Origin of the sequence: Bradyrhizobium sp. UFLA03-84 (assembly GCF_002289535.1) — a bacterium.
GTDB lineage: Bacteria > Pseudomonadota > Alphaproteobacteria > Rhizobiales > Xanthobacteraceae > Bradyrhizobium > Bradyrhizobium viridifuturi.
This window is the reverse complement of sequence record NZ_NSJY01000005.1, coordinates 148,963-166,589: the sequence shown is the minus strand read 5'-3', so window position 1 is coordinate 166,589 and position 17,627 is coordinate 148,963. Positions and strand designations below refer to the sequence as shown.

The window sequence follows — 17,627 nt, the reverse complement described above, 5'->3', positions numbered from 1 at the left end:
GAGAGGATCGAAGAAATGTCGGTGCCATCAGAGACATTCAAATCGTTGGTCAAGGCGGCCGCAGAACAGGTCATCGCCAGCGCGCCGGAGCTGACGAGCCTCGATCAGGCGATCGGCGACGGCGACCACGGAACCAACATGAAGCGCGGTTGCGAAGCCGTGCTCGGCAAGCTCGACGCCATCTCGGCGCAGCCGCTCGATGAAGCGTTCAAGATGATCGGCAAGACCCTGGTGATGACGGTCGGCGGCGCCTCCGGGCCGCTCTATGGCAGCTTCTTCCTCGCCGCCGGCGAGGCGCTTTCGCACGACAAGCACCTGCCCGAGGATCTCGCCGACGTGTTCGGCAGCGCCGTGAACGCGGTGAGCGCGCGCGGCCGCTCGCATGTCGGCGAGAAGACGATGCTGGATGTGCTGGTGCCCGTGCTGGAGACGTTGAAGACCGCGGCGGGCCAGCCGGACCTGATCGCGCGGGTGCGTGCGACGGCGACCGATGCGGTCGAACGCACCGCGCCGATGCAGGCCACCAAGGGCCGCGCGTCGTTTCTCGGCGCGCGCAGCGTCGGGCATGTCGATCCCGGCGCGCGGTCGAGCTGCGTACTGGTGCAGGCGGTGTGCGCCGGCCTGGAGGCACGGGCATGACCGAGACCGTGGGGATCGTGATCGTCTCGCATTCCAGCGACATCGCCAAGGGAACCGCCGACATGGTGCGGCAGATGGTCGGCAGCGAGGTCAAGGTGGCGTTCTGCGGCGGCAATCCCGACGGCGGATTGGGCACCAGCGTGCCGCTGATCATCGACGCCATCAATGCCGCCTGGTCTCCGAAGGGTGTCGCGGTGCTGGTCGATCTCGGTGGCGCCGAGACCAACAGCGAAATGGCGGTCGAGATGCTGGAGCCTGCGCGGCGCGATCTCGTTGTCGTCTGCAACGCGCCGATCGTCGAAGGCGCCGTGATGGCGGCGACCGAGGCGGCGGGCGGCAGCACGCTGGCCCAAGTCAAGGCGGTGGCCGAGGAACTCTCTGCCGATTGAGATGTCGGCGATGCGATGAATGGATGATGAGCATGCTTGATAGAGCGGACGGACAGATCTTCACCGGCAATGTGCGGCTGGTGCATGCGGTCGGCATGCACGCGCGCCCGGCGGTCAAGCTGACCAAGCTCGCCAAGAAGTTCCAGGCCCAGATCTCGGTGCGCGTCGCGGGGGCGCCCGAATGGATCAACGCCAAGAGCGTAGCCAAGATCATGGCGATGCGCGCCGCGCACGGCAGCACGATCGAGATCAAGGCCTCCGGCACTGACGCCGAGGCCGCCGTGGCGGCGCTGGTCGATCTGGTCGCCAGCGATTTTCCGGATGGAGCAGGCTAGCATGCAGGGCGGCGCTGCAGGATCGGCCTACCGCGGCAGGACCGCCTCGATCGGCTTTGCCCATGGTCCGCTGGTTCGCGTCGATGCGGGCGCGGGCGGCGAGCGGGTGGCCGGCACGCTGGTCGAGGAGGCGCTCGCTCTGCGCAGGGCGATCGATCTCGCCAGCGGGCAGATCGCCGATCTTGCCGCCAGCGCCGGCGGCGAGGCTGCGCAGATCCTCGAATTCCAGGTCGCGTTGCTGGAGGACGAGGACCTGATCGAACAGATCTTCGCGTCGATCGGCGATGGCCGGCCGGCCGATGTCGCCTGGCGTTCGACGCTCGACGAGCAGATTGCGGAGTACAATTCGGCGGCCGATGAGTATCTGCAGGCGCGCTCGTCGGACCTTGCCGACCTGCGCGACCGCGTGATCCACATCCTGCGCGGCGACGCGGGCGAGCCGCTCAAGATCCCGAGCGGAGGCGTTGTCTGCGCCGACGACCTGCCGCCGTCGCGCTTCCTGGAGATCGACTGGTCAGGTGGCGGCGGCCTGGCGCTGCTGCACGGCAGTCCGACCAGCCATGTTGCGATGCTGGCGCGTGCGCGCGGCATCCCGATGGTCGTGCAGCTCGGCGCCATTCCGGATGCCGGCGCCATGGCGCTGCTCGACGGCGAAGGCGCGACGCTGGAGCTCGATCCTAGCGCCGAGCAGGTGCGCATCTTCGAGAAGCGGCGCGAGAGCCATCGCAAGAGCCGGGCATCGGCCCGCGCGATCCTGCGGCGGCCGACGGCCTCGTGGCGCGGCGAGCACATCAAGCTCCTGATCAACATCCAGCGCGTCGACGATCTCGAGCATGCGGATGCGCAATACGCCGACGGCATCGGCCTGATGCGGACGGAATTCCTGCTCGCCGGGCGGAGCGAGCTGCCGGACGAGGAGACTCAATTCCAGGCCTATGATGCGGTGTTGCGCTGGGCCGGCCAGCGGCCCGTGACGATCCGCACCTTCGATGCCGGCGGCGACAAGCCGGTGCCCGGCTTTACCTTCGATGGCGAAGCCAATCCGTTCCTCGGCGTTCGCGGCTTGCGGCTTTGCCTCGCCCGGCCCGAGATCTTTGCCGTTCAGCTCCGCGCGCTGGCCCGCGCCGCGCTGCGCGGCAATCTCAAGGTCATGTTCCCGATGGTGACGCAGGCCGACGAGCTCGAGGCGAGCAAGAAGCTGTTCGCCGACGTCGTGCAACGCTTGCAGGCGGACGGCATTGCCGCGATGCTCCCGGAGCTCGGAATCATGGTCGAGGTTCCGGCGGCGGCCCTGACGATCTCGAGCTTCAAGGCCGCGTTCTTCTCGATCGGCTCGAACGATCTCGCGCAATATGTTCTAGCTTGCGATCGTTCCAACGGAGCTCTTGCCCCCCTGATGGACCCCCTGCATCCCGCAGTGCTCGAACTGATTTCGCGGACCGCGGAGCATGGCCGCCGCGCCGGCGTCAGTGTCAGCCTGTGCGGCGACATGGCGGGCGATCCGCGCTGTCTTCCCGCGCTGCTGAATTGCGGCCTGCGCGAATTGTCGGTGAACGCCTCGGCGCTGGCGCAGATCAAGCAGACCATCGACCGGCTGAGCGGCGGAGGCGGTGTTGGCTGACACGGCGGCCGATGAAGCGCCCGAGGCCGGCGCGGTTGCGGCCTACAAGCGCATCTTCAAGGAAGTGCTTGAGAGCCGCCCGTCAGGGATGCGGCTGCGCCTGGCGCATGCCATGGGCAAGAACCGCAGCTTCGTCAGCCAGATCAGCAATCCGGCCTATCCGGTGCCGATCCCGGTGCAGCATCTCAACACGATCTTCGATGTCTGCCACTTCCCGCCGCAGGCCAAGGCCGCCTTCTTGCGCGCCTATGCGCGGGCGCATCCGCGCCGCGTCGGCCGGCTGAGCGAAGGTTCGCACGAGCGGACCCTGACGCTGCATCTGCCGGATCTCGGCAGCGCCAAGCGCAATGCCGAGCTCGACGCGCTGCTGCAGGAATTCACGCGGCGCCTGATCGGCATCATGCGGGAAAAATAGGCGAAAACGCCGAACGAAGCGGGGAGGACACCATGAAGAAGTTCATCAATGCGGTCGACAATGTGCTCGCCGAGAGCCTCGACGGCTTTGCGGCCGCGCATGCCGATCTGGTCGCGCTGGGCGCCGAGCGTAAATTCGTTCGCCGCCGCGAATTGAACCGCAACAAGGTTGCGCTGGTCTCGGGCGGCGGCAGCGGGCATGAGCCGCTGCATGCCGGCTTCGTCGGCCACGGCATGCTGGATGCCGCCTGTCCCGGACAGGTGTTCACCTCGCCGACGCCGGACCAGATCGTCGAGGCCGCGCAGGCGGTCGCGGGCGATGCCGGGGTCCTCTTCATCGTCAAGAACTATGCCGGCGACCGTATGAACTTCGAGATGGCGGCGGAGATCGCCGAAGGCCGCACCGCCACCATCGTGACCGATGACGATGTTGCGGTCGAGAAATCGACCTACAGCATCGGGCGTCGCGGCGTCGCCGGCACCTTGATCGTCGAGAAGATCGTCGGCGCCGCCGCCGAGAAGGGGGCCGATCTTGCGACCTGCGTGGTGCTCGGCGAGCGTGTCAACGCGCGGACCCGCTCGATGGGCGTGGCGCTGACCAGCTGCACGGTGCCTGCCGCGGGTACGCCGACCTTCGCGCTTGGCGGGGACGAGATGGAGATGGGCGTCGGCATCCACGGCGAGCCGGGCCGTCGCCGCGTCAAGCTCGCACAGGCCGACGCGATCGCATCGGAGATGACGACAGCCATTGCGGAGGATCTCGCTGCCCCCGCCGGCTCCGAGGCCCTGCTGCTGGTCAACGGCTTCGGCGGCACGCCAACGATCGAGCTCTATCTGATGTATAACGCGGCGCGCCGCATGCTCGAGCAGCGCGGCCTGCGCATCGCGCGCTCGCTGGTCGGCAGCTACGTCACCTCGCTGGATATGGCCGGCTGCTCGCTCACGGTGAGCCTGCTCGACGCCGAGACGACGGCGCTGTGGGACGCCCCGGTGCGTACGGCCGCACTGAACTGGTGATCTCCGGCACCGGCAGCGCCTCGCTGCAGCGGGGCCTCACCGGGGATTGCGAAGCGTCGCGCGTCCCTTCTTGCGCGGGGACGGCGAATTCGTTGTGGAAGCTCGCTGATCCTCCTGGAACTTGAGGGTCGCCTTGACATGCTCGGCGAGCCGCACCGCGCTGTCCGCGTTCGACGCAAGACGCGATAGCAACTGAGCCAGCATCTTGAACTCCTCGCGCGTCAGCATCCCGAACAGCGCATCGTTGACCGGCCGTTGCAGGGCGGCAAGACGGGTCAACAGGCTGAGGCCGTGCTGGGTGAGCGCAAGCTGCACCCGGCGCCGGTCGTCGGGATGCGGACTCTTCTCGAGCAGATCGTCGGAGACCAGCTTGTTGATCTCGTTGGTGACGAAGGCGCCGCTCAGATACAGCCGTTCGGCGACCTGATTGACTCCCATCGGCTCTTCCGCCGTCGAATTCTTGATTGCGATCAGGATCAGATACTGCGTGGTCGACAGGTCGACGAAGTTCGCGAATATTTCCCGGCAGGCTTCAAGGCTGCGTCCGAAGGCGAAATAGTCGTAGAGCAGGCCGCGAAGCGTCCGGTCTCCTTCCTTGTCGAGCAGTTCGGGCTTCGACGCCGTCAAAAGCGCTTCGGTCACGGTCGTTCTCCCCGCGAAATCATCGGCTTGCGAATTTGCCTAAGAAGCACGCAGGCGCGCGCCCATCAAGGGGGCTTGACATCGCTAAATAGCTTTGTCAGAAAGCTATCTGAAGATTATAAAGCAGGGTCGAAGCAGCGAGGCAGGCGTCCCATGGAGGACCGCGCATTCAGGCGAGTGCTGGGAGAATTCGCGACCGGCGTTGCGGTGGTGACCGCGCGGGGCCACGGCGAAGAGCTCATCGGCATGACCATGAGCTCGTTCAATTCCGTTTCGCTCGATCCGCCGCTGGTCCTGTTCAGCGTCGACCGCAAGGCCAAGAGCCTGCCCGCGATGCTCGAAGCCAAGGGCTTCGCCGTCAACATCCTCGCCCGCGATCAGGAACAGATCTCCAATCAGTTCGCGCGTGCCCTGTCGGACAAGTGGAATCAGGTCAAGACGTCGGTCGGCCACGCCGAGGCCCCGCTGATATCGGGCGCCCTGGCTCATTTCGAATGCGCGCCATTCGCAAGCTACGACGGCGGCGATCACGTGATCTTCGTGGTTCGCGTCGTCCGTCACTCGACGCGCAGCGAGCCCGCTACGCCGTTGATCTTCTTCCGGGGCCGCTATCGCGACCTCGTCGACGAAACCGAGCGCGAGCCGACCTGGCCGCTTCCCATTCATTACTAGATCCGAACCGGAGAACCGCGATGCGTAGTGCCAAGGAGTATCTGTCTGGACTGAAGGACGGGCGGACCATCTACATCAACGGAGCTGCGGTCGGCGATGTGACCGCGCATCGCGCCTATCGAAATCTCGCCGGTTCGATGGCGGGGCTGTTCGACTTCGCGAGCGCCAGGGAGAACGTCGATCTCATGACGTTCGAGACCGATGCCGGACGTGCCAACCGGATCTGGCAGCTGCCGACGTCCTACGCCGATCTTGTCCAGCGGCGGAAGGCGCTGGAAGCATGGGCTGCACTGCATGCAGGTTTCATGGGCCGGGCCCCGGACCATGTCGCGTCGTGCATCGCTGGTCTCTACATGGGGCTCGACGTCTTCAAGGCGCACGATCCGGCGCGCGCGGGCGCGCTCGAGAGCTACTACCGCTATGCGCGCGACAAGGACCTCTACCTTACCTACGTGATCATCAATCCGCAGGCCGATCGTTCGAAGGGAGCCGCCGAGCAGTCGGATCCGTTCCTCACCGCCGGCGTCGTCGATCGCGATGCAGAAGGGATCACGATCCGCGGCGCCAAGATGCTCGCGACCGGAGGCGTCGTTGCCGACGAGGTATTCGTCACGACCATCCAGCCGATGCGTCCGGGCGAAGAGCGCTATGCGATGTCCTTCGCGATCCCGATGAACGCGAAGGGCCTCAAGATGCTGTCGCGCAAGTCCTACGAAGATGCGGCCGGCGCGGTGTTCGACAATCCGTTGTCGAGCCGCTTCGACGAGAACGACTCGGTCCTCTACTTCGATGACGTGAAGGTTCCCTGGGATCGCGTCTTCATCGAGGGCAACGTCGAAATGTGCCAGAAGCAGTTTCACGCCACGCCCTGCCACGTCTATCAGAACTACCAGGCGATGGTGCGGCTGAGCGTGAAGCTCAAGTTCCTGGCCGGCCTTGCGCACCGGACCGCCGAAATGAACGGCGTCACCCAATTCCCGCAGGTGCGCGAGATGCTCGGCCAGCTTGCCGCCGAGACCGGCATGGTCGACGCCCTGGTGGCGGCGATGGAGGCGAAGGGGGCGCTGGTCGGTCCCTACTTCATCCCGGACCGGCACACGCTCTATTCCGCGCAAGTGCTGACGCAGCAGCTCTACGCGCACATCATCAATACGCTGCGCGAACTAGCCGGCGGAGGCATGATCATGCTGCCGTCGTCGGTCGCCGATTTCGACAATCCCGAGATTGCGGCCTTGATCGGCAAGACCCAGCAGTCGCCGAAGGCCAATTCGCACGACCGGGTGAAGTTCTACAAGCTCGCCTGGGATGCGGTCGGATCAGAGTTCGGCTCCCGCCACCAGCAATACGAGATGTTCTACGCCGGCGCGACCTTCGTCACCAAGGGACATTCCTATCGCACCTACGACTGGGCCGGCGCCGATCGGCTGGTCCAGACCATGCTCGATTCCTACGACCTCAACGGCGTCTCGACCGCCAGCAAAGCCGCCTGAATCAACGGAGACAATCCATGCCCGTCAACAAGAAGCACGACGAGTTCTACACGCTCGACATGACCACCGGTTGGGAAACGCCCGCAGGCTATCCCGCCGGCATCCAGCAGAAGATCCTTGCGGGCGCGCTCGACGAGGAGAACCGGCGCGGGACGAGAACCCGGCTGCTGCGTTTTGCCCCAGGCGTCTACACGACCGCACCGTTTTCGCACGAGTATTGGGAAGAGGTCTATCTCGTCTCGGGCGACCTGATCGTCGGCAATGACGAGAAGGGCGAGGGCGGCAAGAGCTTCCCGCCGAACACCTATGCCTGCCGGCCGCCGCACGCGCCGCACGGTCCGTTCAAGTCCGTCAACGGCTGCCTGCTTCTCGAAATCCACTATTTCGATCCGGTCTGAGGCCGTTCCGCCGGCACCGACAACATCGTTCGACCGCTTCAAGGGGGAAAATATGGCGTTCAAGAATATCTCGCTCGCATTCGCGGGTTGCATGTCCTCGCTTCAACCGCTGCTCCGGTTCAATTGGGAATTGCCGCACGCGCGCCTCCGGGTGGTGGTCGATGGCCTGGCGGGCGCTCTTGTGATCGGCGTCGTGGCGGCCACTCCGGTCGCGGCGCAGGACAGACCGGGCTCGATGGGACTGGGCATCTTCACGTTCACGTCCGGTCCCGCCGCGGCCTATGGCATGCCCGGCAAGAACGCCGCCGATCTCATGATCGACGAGATCAATGCCAAGGGCGGCATCGGAGGGGTTCCGGTCACCGCGACCTTCGTCGACGAGGCGCAGGGTGCGCAAGGCGTGATCGCGGAATATCGGCGGCTGGCCGGAGATACGAAGAACCAGGTGATGGTCGCCGCCTTGTCGAGCGCCACCTGCCTCGCGCTGGCGCCGATCGCGGAGCAACTGGAGGTTCCGACCGTCGGCTGGAACTGCGATACCCACCAGCTGCTCATGGACGGCAAGAGCAAGTATGTGTTCCGGCCCAACGGCAACACCGTGCCCGAGTTCATCGCCTATGCGATCTACCTTCTGGATCGCAAGCCGGACGTGAAGACGGTGGCGATCATCAATCCGGACTACGCGTTCGGCCACGACGCGGCCAAGATCTTCACCGCGGCGCTCAAGGCACTGAAGCCGGACGTCGAGATCGTCGCCGAACTCTATCCGAAGCTCGGCTCGCCGAACTACCAGACCGAGATATCGCGCCTCACGACCGCGCGCCCGGACGTCGTCTTCTCCAACCTCTGGGGCGCCGACCTCGAAAACTTCGTTCGTCAGGCGACGCCGCGCGGGCTGTTCACGTCCAGCCAGGTGGTCCTCGCGCTCGGCGAGACCGTGCTGCAGCGCGTACCGTTGCCGGATGGCGTGATCGTCGGGGTTCTGGGCGACGGCTGGTGGATGTCGCCGGACGCCAAGGCCAATCCCGAGACGGTGAAGTTTGCCGAGGCCTACAAGGCGCGCTTCGGCGAGTATCCGGTGTTTCCGTCCATCAAGATGGCCAATGCGCTGATCTACGTGAAGGCCGCCTATGAGGCCGCCATGCAGAAGAATGGCGGCAAGTGGCCGACGCGCGTCGAGCTTGCGGCCGCCATGAAGGGGAGCAAGGTCGCTACCTTGACCGGCACCGCGCAGACGCGGGCCGACAATGACGGTCTCGTCGACCAGATCGTCGGGGTCACCATGAAGACGTCGGCGCAGCCGTTTCCGGTGATCGGCGACATGGTCCGCTACAAGGGCGACAGCCTGATGCCGCAGGCCGGCCAGGATCCGCTGGCCTGGATTTCGACGCTCAAGCCCGAATTCGCGAAGAGCCTTCCGAAGCCGGGGAGCTACAAGATCGGCGAACGGTAGCGTTTGCTCGCAACCAATCAAGCAGGCGTTAAGCCGATGTCGAATGCAATCATTCCCTTGTTGCTGGATAGCCTGGCCAGCGCCGCGTTGATCTTCTTCGCGGCAGTCGGCCTGACGCTGGTGTTCAGCGTGCTGCGTGTCCTCAACGTGGCCCACGGCAGTCTCTACTCGATCGGTGGCTACGTCGCCGCGTCGGCCTGCCTGTTCATCGCGAGCCGGCAGCTCAACCCCTATCTGTCGTTCGTTGCGTTGCTGTTCAGTGCGGTCTTCGTCGCCGCCGTTTTCGGTCCGCTGATCGAGCGCAGCCTGGTCCGCTGGACCTACGGCAAGTCCGAAGCCGTCCAGATCCTGATCACGTTCGGATTGTTCCTCATCCTCGAGGACCTGCAGCGCCTGATCTTCGGCGTGCAATCCCTCTACGAGGACGCGCCGATGCGACTGCTTGGCACGTCGAGCATCGGTGGCGTCGTTTATCTCAACTACCAGATTCTGCTGGTCGGGATGGCGGTCCTCGTCGTCGTCGGGTTGCGGCTCCTGATCAACCACACGCGGCTCGGGCGCCTGATCACGGCCGTCGTGACCGACCGTGAAATGGCGCAGTCGATCGGTATCGATACCAACCGGATATTCATCCTGGCATTCTCGCTCGGCGTGTTCCTTGCCGCACTCGGGGGCGCTCTGGCGACGCCGACATCGGGCATTGCCCCGGGGCTCGGGGCCGACACCATGGTGCTCGCTTTTGCGGTGGCGGCGATCGGAGGGCTCGGGCAAATCGAGGGTGCCGCGGTCGCCTCGCTGATCGTCGGGCTAGCGCGCGTGCTCGCGATCTATCTGGCGCCCTCGCTGGACGCGGTTGCGCCCTATGCAGCAATGCTGATCGTGCTTCTGATCCGCCCCTACGGCCTGTTCGGATCGGTAACGGCGCGGAGGATATGATGCGGATCATCCTGGCCGCGGCCGCGGTTCTCACGCTCGCGGTGCTCCCTGTCGCCGCGCCGTGGCTTCAATTCGTGTTGACGCTTGCGATCGCCAAGGGCTTTGCGGCGCTCGGTGTCGCCGTGCTGCTGCGTGCCGGGCTGATCTCGATCGGTCACGCGATGTTCTTCGCCGCCAGCGCCTACGGCGTCGCCTTCCTGGCGGGGTGCGGCGTCAGCGACCTCGGATTGCTTCTGGTGCTCTCGGTGCTGGTCGCTGCGCTGACCGGCGTGATCGCCGGTGCGTTCCTGGTCCGCTATCGCGCGATCTTCTTCGCGATGTTGAATCTCGCGGTCTCCATGGTGTTTTACGCGCTGTGCGCCAAACTCTACGGAGTCACGGGTGGAACGGACGGGATGCCGGTTCCGATTCCGGCGGTGTTCGGCGTGGTCTTCGCCGAGCCGATGTTCAAGAGCATGCTGTTCTACCTCAGCCTGGCGCTGATGGTGCTCGTCGGTCTCGCCGTCCAGCGATACCTCGACAGTCCGCTGGGGCATGCGCTCTCGGCCGTCCATACCAACGAGATCAGGCTCGAATATCTGGGCATTCCGGTCTGGGCGGTGCTGCTGATCGCCTACGTGATATCGGCGGCCCTCGCCGGCCTCGGTGGCGCGATCTCCGCTCTTGCGATCGGCCGCGTGGTCCCCGACTTCGCGTTCTGGACGGCATCCGGCCATCTCGTCCTGATCGCCGTGCTTGGCGGCATCGGTGGCGTGCCGGGCGCGTTCATCGGCGCCTTGTTCCTCGAACTGCTGCACAGCGCAGCCGTGACCGTAACCGATGCCTGGAATCTGATCGTGGGCATGGCTCTGATCATCGTGATCATGTTCATGCCGCAGGGCATCTATGGACTATTCGCGCGCAAGGAGGCGTCGAGCCCATGAGGCGTCCCATCCTGGAGGCCAAGAACCTCTGTGTCGCATTCAACGGGGTCAAGGCCGCCGACGGGGCGAGCATCGCGATCCACGACGGCGAGTTTCTCGCGATCATCGGTCCGAACGGCTCGGGCAAGACGACGCTGCTCAACATCTGCACGGGTTATATCCGCCCGGTTTCAGGCAGCGTTCTGCTCGACGGCACCGATATCACCCGGCTGTCGCCGCGCGCCATTGCGCGGCGAGGCGTCGCACGCGCCTTTCAGATCCCGCAACTGTTCTCCGCACAGCGCGTGATCGACAACATGATGCTCGCGCTTGCGGCAACCGACGGACTGTGGAGCGCGGTCCGGCCGCTTGAAACAGCGAAACGGCGCGAGGAGGCCATGGCCCTGCTCGAACTGGTCGGTCTCGACGGCGATGCCGAGCGGATCAGCAGCACCCTGCCGGAGGGTCATCGCAAGCTACTGGACATCGCCGTTGCGTTGGCGCTCAAGCCGCGGCTGCTGCTGCTGGACGAGCCGACCAGCGGCGTGAGTGCGCTGGAACGCTTCCCGCTGATGGAGGCGCTGATGAGCGCGCTGCGCCAGCGCCGCATCACCGCTCTCTTTGTCGAGCACGACATGGACGTGGTTGCACGTTACGCAAGCCGCGTCCTGGTGTGGAATGCCGGGAACATCATGGCCGAAGGGCCACCAGATGAGGTGTTCGGCAACGCGCAGGTCCGCGAACGCGTTGTGGGGGTGGCCTGATGCTCAGGCTCGACAAGGTCAGCGTCTCGATCGAGGGCGTCCGCGTGCTGCGCAAGGTCAGCTGCGACATCGTCGCGCGCAAGACCACGGTGTTGATCGGCCGCAATGGCGCCGGCAAGACCACGACGCTTCGCGCGATCATGGGCCTCATCGCGCACGACGAGGGCTCGATCCACCTCGATGCCGACGATCTCGGCCGCCGGCCGGCCTACACGCGCGCCCGGGCCGGCATCGGATATGCGCCGGAGGATCGCCGGCTGATACCGGAGTTGAGCGTCGAGGAGAACATCCGCCTTCCGGCACTGGCGCTGAACCTTGCCAAGCCGGAGATCGTTCGCAGGCTGGACGAGATCTATGCGCTACTGCCCGAACTGCATGCAATGCGGGCCCGGCCCGCGGGCGGCGTTTCCGGCGGGCAGGGCAAGATGGTTGCGCTGGGCCGTGCGCTGACGGTCGCGCGCAAGGTCCTGTTGCTCGACGAACCGTTCCAGGGGCTGGCGCCGGCCCTGGCGCTCGATTATGCACGAACTCTCGGTGAGCTGCGCAAGCACCGGCCGGAGCTCGCCCTGCTGATCACGGAATCCTCGCCGGTCCTGCTCGACCGCGTCGCGGATCGCACGTTGCAGATCGAGCGCGGCGAGATTCTCGTTCCGTCTACCAAGGATGACAAAGCCCATGTTCATGAAGTTTGACCGCATCGCGAAGGATCGGACCGACCACGTCGGCGTCGAAATCGAATCGCTCGTGATCGCGGGCTGGGCGGGCAGGAACGCGGCGGCGATCGAGCACCATATCGAGGAGCTCGCGGCGCTCGGAATCCCGCGCCCGTCGACGACGCCGCTCTACTACCGTGTCGCGGCGCAGACGCTGACGCAGGCGGATCGCTTGACCGTGCTCGGTCCGGACAGTTCCGGTGAGGTCGAGCCCGTCGTGGTCGCCATGGCCGACGGCCTCTGGATCGGAATCGGATCCGACCATACCGATCGCAAGGCGGAAGCCGCGGGCATCGCACTTTCGAAGCAGCTCTGCGGCAAGCCGGTCGGCCGGCAGCTCTGGTCCTACGCTGACGTCGAGCCGCACTGGGATGAACTCGTGCTTCGCTCGTGGGCGACGATTGATGGGAGGCGGGTGCTCTATCAGGAGAGCCCGGTTTCCTCGCTGAGAACCCCGCGCGATCTGATTCGCCGCTACGCGAACGCCGACATCCTTCCGGCCGGGACCTTGATGTTCTGCGGCACGCCGGGTGCGATCGGCGGAATTCGACCGGCAGCGCGCTTCGAAATGGAGCTGAGCGATCCGGTTCTCAGGCGCTCCCTGATCCACGGTTACGACATCGATGTGCTTCCGGTCGTCTCGTGACCGCCAGCGTCCGGTGAGGAGCGTCGACCGATGACGTTAGCTAACGACCAATCTCAACCCACCGCCGTGGCACGATTGGAAGCCGCGCTGACACGCGCGCGATCATCTGACGCAGCGAATACCTTCACCGCTTTGTTCGAGGAGAGCGCTAGGTGCGAGGCCGAAGCCGCCGATCGACGAGTCGCCGCCGGGACGACGCGCGGCCCGCTCGACGGTCGCATTGTCTCGGTCAAGGCTCTGTTCGACGTCGCCGGCACCGTGACGAGCTCGGGCTCCGCCGTATTGCGCGCCTTGCCGCCCGCCGCTGAAGACGCGCTGGTCGTGAAGCGTTTGCGCGCGGCGGGAGCGGTGATCATCGGCAAGACGCAGATGACCGAGTTTGCCTTTTCCGCACTCGGCACCAATCCGCACGATGGGGTGCCTGGCAACCCCCGCGACCGCCGGCGCGCGCCGGGAGGATCCTCGTCAGGGGCGGTCGTCTCGGTTGTTGACGGCATGGCCGAAATCGCCATCGGGAGCGACACCGGAGGGTCGATCCGAATTCCGGCGGCGCTGTCGGGGGCGACCGGCTTCAAGCCGACGAGCGGCTTCGTGCCGACTGCCGGCGCGTTCTCGCTGTCGTCGAGCCTCGATACCATCGGTCCGATCGCCTTGAGCGTCGCGGACTGCTTCATGGCCGATCAGGTGCTGTCGGGTGGAGACGTGGCGTCGCGGCCGCAGCCGGCCTCTCCCTACACCTTTCGTCTCACGGTCGCTCGCGGTCGCCTGTTTGATAGTTGCGAGCCGGAGGTGCTCGGCGCGTTTAAGAATGCCGTCGAGCGGCTTCGATCAGGTGGATTGCAGATTGCGGATGGATCGATCGAGGCCGCTCTCGACGATGTCGCCGAGATCGATGGGATCGGCACGTTTCCGTCGATCGAGGTCGGCGCGACGTTGCGTGGTCTCGGCCTGTCGAGCCTGGATGGAGTCGATCCGAAGACCCGCGTTCGCATCGAGGCGGGCGCCGGTATCCTCGGTATCGACTATGTGCGCATGGTGCGGCTGCGGCAAGCCGCCATCCGGTTCTTCGAGCAGTCCTTCGGCAATGATGAGGTTTTCATCCTGCCGACGACGCCGATCCGCGCGCCGTTGTTGTCGTCGGTTGAAGAGGACGCTGCGTTCCATCAGGCCAATGGTCTCGTGCTTCGCAATCCACGGGTCGCCAATCTGCTCGATTGTCCGTCGATCTCATTGCCGATACCCGTAGACGGGCTTCCGGTCGGCCTGATGCTGATCGGCCGCAGGAATGCCGACCGGCGCCTGCTGGAGATCGCGTCCTGTGTCGAGGCGCTGCTGCGTGGCCATTCGAATGCCGTTTAGGACTTTCGACCGTCGTATCTGTTTGAGCGAAGAGGTTGTGCAAGAGCGCGTGTGAACCTGTCGATTGTCGATTTCGGGCATCGGCGCCGAAGCAGGGCGCTTCTGCGGCGGTGGCCAATAGCGGGTTTTGCGATGCGGCAGAACCATGTTGCCGATAACGACGATACCGTGCGCCAATCACCCGATTGCGCTATGGTTGTGATGTCAAGGCGTCGCCGACGATTGGAGAGGAGCAGCAGTGATGGCCGTGTCGACCTCGTTCATCGCAGGTCGTCTGTTCGACGCCAAGCACTTGGTTCTTGCAAGCGGTGACCTTGACGAGGTCGTCGACGGATGCAGCAGGATGCTCCGGCCGCACGACCTGGCTATGCGGGGGCGGCGCGCGAAGCTCGCCGCGCGCCTGCATCATCTGCCAATAGGACCGATTTCGCTGAACCGGCTGCGCTATGGCGGCGACGTCACGGTGGTGCCCGAATTGTCGGAGGAGGGGAATTTCCTCGTCACGCTGCCGGTGCAGGGCAGCGCGCTGTTTCGCTATGGCTCGGCAGTTGCCGAGGTGACACCGGGCCACGGCACGATCGTAGGGCCATACCGGGAATTTCGCCTCGACATCGATGGCGCGTTCGACCAGATCCTGTTGCGGCTCGACCGCCGGCGGGTCGAGGTGGCCTGCGCGAACTTTCTCGGCCTCGACAAGGCGATGCCGGTTCATTTCGATCTCGCGTTGCGCGGTGTCCCGGCGTTCTGGCACAAGCTGCTAGAGGCCGCCGCCAGCCTGTCGATGTTCAGCGAGGCGCTGGCGCATCCGAAGATGCTGGTGCGGCTCGAGGAACTGATCATCGAATCGCTGCTGATGGCGCAGCCGAACAATTTCAGCGGCGCGATCGCTGCGGCGAACGGGGCAGCGCCGTCGGCGCAGGTGCGCAAGGCGATGGACTATATGCGCCAGCACATCGCCGATGCGGTCAGCCTGGGGCAGGTCGCACGGCACTGCGGGCTCAGCCTGCGCAGCCTCCAGGCCGGGTTCCAGCGCGATCTCGGGACGTCGCCGAGCCGATGGCTGCGCGCGCAACGGCTCGACCGGGTGCACGCCATTCTGTTGTCATCCGAACCCGGCAGTGTTGCGGTGACCGACGTCGCGCTGCAATGCGGCTTCTTCCACCTTGGCGATTTCTCGGTGCGATTCAAGCAGCGATTCGGCGAGAAGCCGTCCGTCGTGCTGGCAAAACGCCGCTCGTAGCGCCGCGCGTCCACGAAAATTTTCGCGATTCCGATAGCCGTCTTCGCGCGTGCGATAGCGCCGCGCCGTCCTCTGTCCAACATTCCAGCCAACGAAACCTGCCGCCGCCATCCGGTGATGAGAGCAGGAGGCATTGGATCGGAGGGGACATGTTTTCTACACGGATATTTATTACAGGATTGACGGTCGGCCTGACGGTAGCTTGCACGCAGGCCTCAGCGTTCGAGGCCGGCTATATCGGCTCGGCGCAGAAGCCGGGCCTCGTACTTGGAAATGCCGCGATCACGCCGCCGGCCGGCCTCTATATGTTCGATCAGGCGGTGGCCTATTCGGGATCGATCGTCGGTCCGGGCGCGCCCACCGCCGCAGGCGGCGGCAAGACCTCCGTTCACATCGCGGCCGGGGCCGCAGGATTGCTCTGGGTGCCCGGATGGACAGTATTCGGCGCAACCTACGATGCGGTGATCGTGCAACCGTTCATGATGCTCGACGTCGGATCGCCGGTGAACGTCAATCCGCTCGGCATGCACAATACGTTCCTGGCGCCGGCGGAGCTGAGCTGGAAGCTCGGCGACAGCGGTGTGTACGTCAAGTCGGGCTTCGGCATGTGGATGCCGACCGGCACCACCTCAGGCCCCAACGGGCTTGGAAATGTCGGCGCGCCCTGGTGGACTTTCCAGCCGAACCTCGTCGCCTCCTATTTCAAGGACGGTTGGAATCTCACCGCCAACCTATTCGAGGAAATCAACACCGCGAGCTCGGTGACCGGCTACACCAGCGGCAACGTGCTGCATGCCGAATTCACCGCGACCAAAACCATCGGCAACTGGACGTTCGGTCCCGTCGGCTACTACGTCGGACAAGTGAGCGACGACAAGTCCAGCGCATTCTATGGCGGGGCGGTCAATCTCAAGCGTTACGACATCTGGGCCGCCGGCGCGCTGGTCGGATACAATTTCGGTCCTGCCGCGTTGAGCGTGTGGGCGACGCACGAGCTGTCAGCCAACGTTTCCGGAGGGACGGCGATGCCTGGTATCGACAGCGCGGCCGTCTCGCGCGGTTTCACGGTATTCGCCAACCTGAGCCACCGGCTGTGGGCGCCCGAAGCGCCGGCCCCCGCGCCAACGCGTACATCGTTTCGCAAATAGCAGCATTCGCGACCCCGCAACGCTCGACACCGCACCGCGCGGCCGTGCGACCGCACATCGCGCCATCGAAAATTGGAGACCATTGATGTCCTATGCAGTTGAAAATTGGGGTAGTGGAGCGGACCGGATCGTCCTTGTCCACGGCAGCCTTGGCGTCGGTGCCGCTGCATTCGGCGAGCAGAAGCCGCTGGCCGACACCTTCGCCCTGGCAGTCATGACCCGCCGCGGCTACGGCGACACCGCGCCGATCGATGCGGTGGATGTCCTTCGCGATGCGGCTGATGTCATCGAGTTGCTCGGCGACGGCGCCCATCTGGTCGGCACGTCGATGGGAGGGATCGTTGCGATGAACGCCGCCGGCCGGCGTCCCGACCTCGTGCGTTCGCTCACGGTGATTGAGCCGCCGGCCTTCGCGCTGGCGTCCGATCTCGCCCCGGTGCGCCGCGTGGCGGAGGCGATGCGCAAGCATTGGGCCACCGCCGATCGGACGAAGCGCCACGCCTTCGTGACCGGTTTCCTGGCGGCGCTCGAGATGAACATGCCGATGCCCGATCCGCTTCCCCCGCCGGTGAACGCTGCGGCCGGCGTCCTCGTCACCGAGCGTCCCTGGAGCGTCGATGCGCCGGTCGGCGCGGTCGCCGACGCGCGCTTTCCGAAGCTCGTCGTCGCCGGCGGATGGAGTGAAGCATTTGACGGCATCAGCGGGCGGCTCGCTGACCTGTTCAACGTCGAATGCCACTGCCTGCAAGGGGCCGGTCACGCAGTCCAGAAGGTTGGCGAGCCCTTCAACGCGCTGCTGCGGCGGCACATCGCGTCCGCCTGAGTCCATTCATTCAAATACTGAAACCC

Annotated in this window: 20 protein-coding genes; 19 read left to right on the top strand and 1 reads right to left on the bottom strand. The window is 65.3% G+C overall.

Going from position 1 to position 17,627, the window contains the following annotated elements:
* Nucleotides 1–15 precede the first annotated feature (15 nt).
* From dhaL to dhaK, 6 genes are read left to right on the top strand one after another with little or no spacing between them, the layout of a single operon-like run.
* The gene (gene dhaL, locus CK489_RS03550; RefSeq protein ID WP_050629874.1) at nt 16–639 is read left to right on the top strand and encodes a dihydroxyacetone kinase subunit DhaL; all 624 of its coding nucleotides are present in this window, start codon (nt 16–18) and stop codon (nt 637–639) included.
* A complete protein-coding gene (dhaM, locus tag CK489_RS03545; protein WP_095731327.1) occupies nt 636–1,028 on the top strand; it encodes a dihydroxyacetone kinase phosphoryl donor subunit DhaM in 393 nt (130 codons plus the stop codon). Before dhaL ends, dhaM begins: the two co-directional genes overlap by 4 nt.
* A 32-nt stretch (nt 1,029–1,060) precedes the next feature.
* On the top strand, nt 1,061–1,363 hold the full coding sequence (locus CK489_RS03540) for an HPr family phosphocarrier protein (RefSeq protein WP_430649194.1): 303 nt from the start codon (nt 1,061–1,063) through the stop codon (nt 1,361–1,363).
* Nucleotide 1,364: 1 nt separating this feature from the next.
* Nucleotides 1,365–2,984 carry a phosphoenolpyruvate--protein phosphotransferase gene (gene ptsP / locus CK489_RS03535; RefSeq protein WP_095731326.1) on the top strand — a complete coding sequence of 540 codons (1,620 nt, stop codon included), beginning with the start codon at nt 1,365–1,367 and terminating at the stop codon, nt 2,982–2,984.
* Nucleotides 2,977–3,399 (top strand): hypothetical protein, encoded by a 423-nt coding sequence (locus CK489_RS03530; protein WP_074125948.1) that lies wholly within the window; start codon nt 2,977–2,979, stop codon nt 3,397–3,399. Before ptsP ends, CK489_RS03530 begins: the two co-directional genes overlap by 8 nt.
* A gap of 32 nt (nt 3,400–3,431) precedes the next feature.
* Nucleotides 3,432–4,415 (top strand): dihydroxyacetone kinase subunit DhaK, encoded by a 984-nt coding sequence (gene dhaK, locus CK489_RS03525; protein ID WP_095731325.1) that lies wholly within the window; start codon nt 3,432–3,434, stop codon nt 4,413–4,415.
* 36 nt (nt 4,416–4,451) lie between these two features.
* Here dhaK and CK489_RS03520 read toward each other — a convergent pair whose 3' ends face one another.
* Complete coding sequence (locus CK489_RS03520; protein WP_050629880.1) at nt 4,452–5,057, bottom strand: MarR family winged helix-turn-helix transcriptional regulator; 606 nt, start codon at nt 5,055–5,057, stop codon at nt 4,452–4,454.
* A 153-nt stretch (nt 5,058–5,210) separates the two neighbouring features.
* Here CK489_RS03520 and CK489_RS03515 point away from each other — a divergent pair, with 153 nt between their 5' ends.
* From CK489_RS03515 to CK489_RS03455, 13 genes are all read left to right on the top strand, one after another.
* Nucleotides 5,211–5,729 (top strand): flavin reductase family protein, encoded by a 519-nt coding sequence (locus tag CK489_RS03515; RefSeq protein ID WP_050629881.1) that lies wholly within the window; start codon nt 5,211–5,213, stop codon nt 5,727–5,729.
* 20 nt (nt 5,730–5,749) lie between these two features.
* A complete protein-coding gene (locus CK489_RS03510; RefSeq protein ID WP_095731324.1) occupies nt 5,750–7,219 on the top strand; it encodes a 4-hydroxyphenylacetate 3-hydroxylase family protein in 1,470 nt (489 codons plus the stop codon).
* Between the two features lie 17 nt (nt 7,220–7,236).
* On the top strand, nt 7,237–7,617 hold the full coding sequence (locus CK489_RS03505) for a cupin (protein WP_050629883.1): 381 nt from the start codon (nt 7,237–7,239) through the stop codon (nt 7,615–7,617).
* A gap of 91 nt (nt 7,618–7,708) precedes the next feature.
* Nucleotides 7,709–9,070, top strand: coding sequence for an ABC transporter substrate-binding protein (locus tag CK489_RS03500; RefSeq protein WP_245350243.1), 1,362 nt, complete (start codon nt 7,709–7,711; stop codon nt 9,068–9,070).
* A 36-nt stretch (nt 9,071–9,106) separates the two neighbouring features.
* Nucleotides 9,107–10,006 (top strand): branched-chain amino acid ABC transporter permease, encoded by a 900-nt coding sequence (locus tag CK489_RS03495; RefSeq protein ID WP_095731323.1) that lies wholly within the window; start codon nt 9,107–9,109, stop codon nt 10,004–10,006.
* A complete protein-coding gene (locus CK489_RS03490) occupies nt 10,006–10,929 on the top strand; it encodes a branched-chain amino acid ABC transporter permease (RefSeq protein WP_095731887.1) in 924 nt (307 codons plus the stop codon). The genes CK489_RS03495 and CK489_RS03490 overlap by 1 nt, the downstream gene beginning before the upstream one ends.
* Complete coding sequence (locus CK489_RS03485; protein ID WP_095731322.1) at nt 10,926–11,672, top strand: ABC transporter ATP-binding protein; 747 nt, start codon at nt 10,926–10,928, stop codon at nt 11,670–11,672. Before CK489_RS03490 ends, CK489_RS03485 begins: the two co-directional genes overlap by 4 nt.
* Nucleotides 11,672–12,364: an ABC transporter ATP-binding protein gene (locus tag CK489_RS03480; protein WP_095731321.1), complete on the top strand. Its 693-nt coding sequence runs from the start codon at nt 11,672–11,674 to the stop codon at nt 12,362–12,364. The genes CK489_RS03485 and CK489_RS03480 overlap by 1 nt, the downstream gene beginning before the upstream one ends.
* Nucleotides 12,348–13,031 (top strand): DUF2848 domain-containing protein, encoded by a 684-nt coding sequence (locus CK489_RS03475; protein WP_095731320.1) that lies wholly within the window; start codon nt 12,348–12,350, stop codon nt 13,029–13,031. Before CK489_RS03480 ends, CK489_RS03475 begins: the two co-directional genes overlap by 17 nt.
* Before the next feature lie 30 nt (nt 13,032–13,061).
* The gene (locus CK489_RS03470; protein WP_095731319.1) at nt 13,062–14,390 is read left to right on the top strand and encodes an amidase family protein; all 1,329 of its coding nucleotides are present in this window, start codon (nt 13,062–13,064) and stop codon (nt 14,388–14,390) included.
* Between the two features lie 241 nt (nt 14,391–14,631).
* The gene (locus CK489_RS03465) at nt 14,632–15,630 is read left to right on the top strand and encodes an AraC family transcriptional regulator (protein WP_095731318.1); all 999 of its coding nucleotides are present in this window, start codon (nt 14,632–14,634) and stop codon (nt 15,628–15,630) included.
* Nucleotides 15,631–15,779: 149 nt separating this feature from the next.
* Nucleotides 15,780–16,778, top strand: a complete 999-nt coding sequence (locus tag CK489_RS03460) for a SphA family protein (RefSeq protein WP_158226404.1) — start codon at nt 15,780–15,782, stop codon at nt 16,776–16,778.
* A gap of 85 nt (nt 16,779–16,863) precedes the next feature.
* Entirely contained in the window at nt 16,864–17,601 is a 738-nt protein-coding gene (locus CK489_RS03455) for an alpha/beta fold hydrolase (RefSeq protein WP_095731316.1), read from the top strand.
* The last annotated feature ends 26 nt before the right edge of the window (nt 17,602–17,627 follow it).

Excerpts from the sequence above, each read along its gene's own strand:
- CK489_RS03480 (WP_095731321.1), top strand. The coding sequence starts at position 11,672 with ATGCTCAGGCTCGACAAGGTCAGCGTCTCGATCGAGGGCGTCCGCGTG.
- CK489_RS03500 (WP_245350243.1), top strand. The coding sequence starts at position 7,709 with ATGTCCTCGCTTCAACCGCTGCTCCGGTTCAATTGGGAATTGCCGCAC.
- CK489_RS03470 (WP_095731319.1), top strand. The coding sequence starts at position 13,062 with ATGACGTTAGCTAACGACCAATCTCAACCCACCGCCGTGGCACGATTG.
- CK489_RS03490 (WP_095731887.1), top strand. The coding sequence starts at position 10,006 with ATGCGGATCATCCTGGCCGCGGCCGCGGTTCTCACGCTCGCGGTGCTC.
- dhaM (WP_095731327.1), top strand. The coding sequence starts at position 636 with ATGACCGAGACCGTGGGGATCGTGATCGTCTCGCATTCCAGCGACATC.
- CK489_RS03460 (WP_158226404.1), top strand. The coding sequence starts at position 15,780 with ATGTTTTCTACACGGATATTTATTACAGGATTGACGGTCGGCCTGACG.
- CK489_RS03505 (WP_050629883.1), top strand. The coding sequence starts at position 7,237 with ATGCCCGTCAACAAGAAGCACGACGAGTTCTACACGCTCGACATGACC.
- CK489_RS03485 (WP_095731322.1), top strand. The coding sequence starts at position 10,926 with ATGAGGCGTCCCATCCTGGAGGCCAAGAACCTCTGTGTCGCATTCAAC.
- CK489_RS03510 (WP_095731324.1), top strand. The coding sequence starts at position 5,750 with ATGCGTAGTGCCAAGGAGTATCTGTCTGGACTGAAGGACGGGCGGACC.
- dhaL (WP_050629874.1), top strand. The coding sequence starts at position 16 with ATGTCGGTGCCATCAGAGACATTCAAATCGTTGGTCAAGGCGGCCGCA.
- CK489_RS03515 (WP_050629881.1), top strand. The coding sequence starts at position 5,211 with ATGGAGGACCGCGCATTCAGGCGAGTGCTGGGAGAATTCGCGACCGGC.
- CK489_RS03475 (WP_095731320.1), top strand. The coding sequence starts at position 12,348 with ATGTTCATGAAGTTTGACCGCATCGCGAAGGATCGGACCGACCACGTC.
- CK489_RS03465 (WP_095731318.1), top strand. The coding sequence starts at position 14,632 with ATGGCCGTGTCGACCTCGTTCATCGCAGGTCGTCTGTTCGACGCCAAG.
- CK489_RS03455 (WP_095731316.1), top strand. The coding sequence starts at position 16,864 with ATGTCCTATGCAGTTGAAAATTGGGGTAGTGGAGCGGACCGGATCGTC.
- CK489_RS03495 (WP_095731323.1), top strand. The coding sequence starts at position 9,107 with ATGTCGAATGCAATCATTCCCTTGTTGCTGGATAGCCTGGCCAGCGCC.
- CK489_RS03540 (WP_430649194.1), top strand. The coding sequence starts at position 1,061 with ATGCTTGATAGAGCGGACGGACAGATCTTCACCGGCAATGTGCGGCTG.
- dhaK (WP_095731325.1), top strand. The coding sequence starts at position 3,432 with ATGAAGAAGTTCATCAATGCGGTCGACAATGTGCTCGCCGAGAGCCTC.
- ptsP (WP_095731326.1), top strand. The coding sequence starts at position 1,365 with ATGCAGGGCGGCGCTGCAGGATCGGCCTACCGCGGCAGGACCGCCTCG.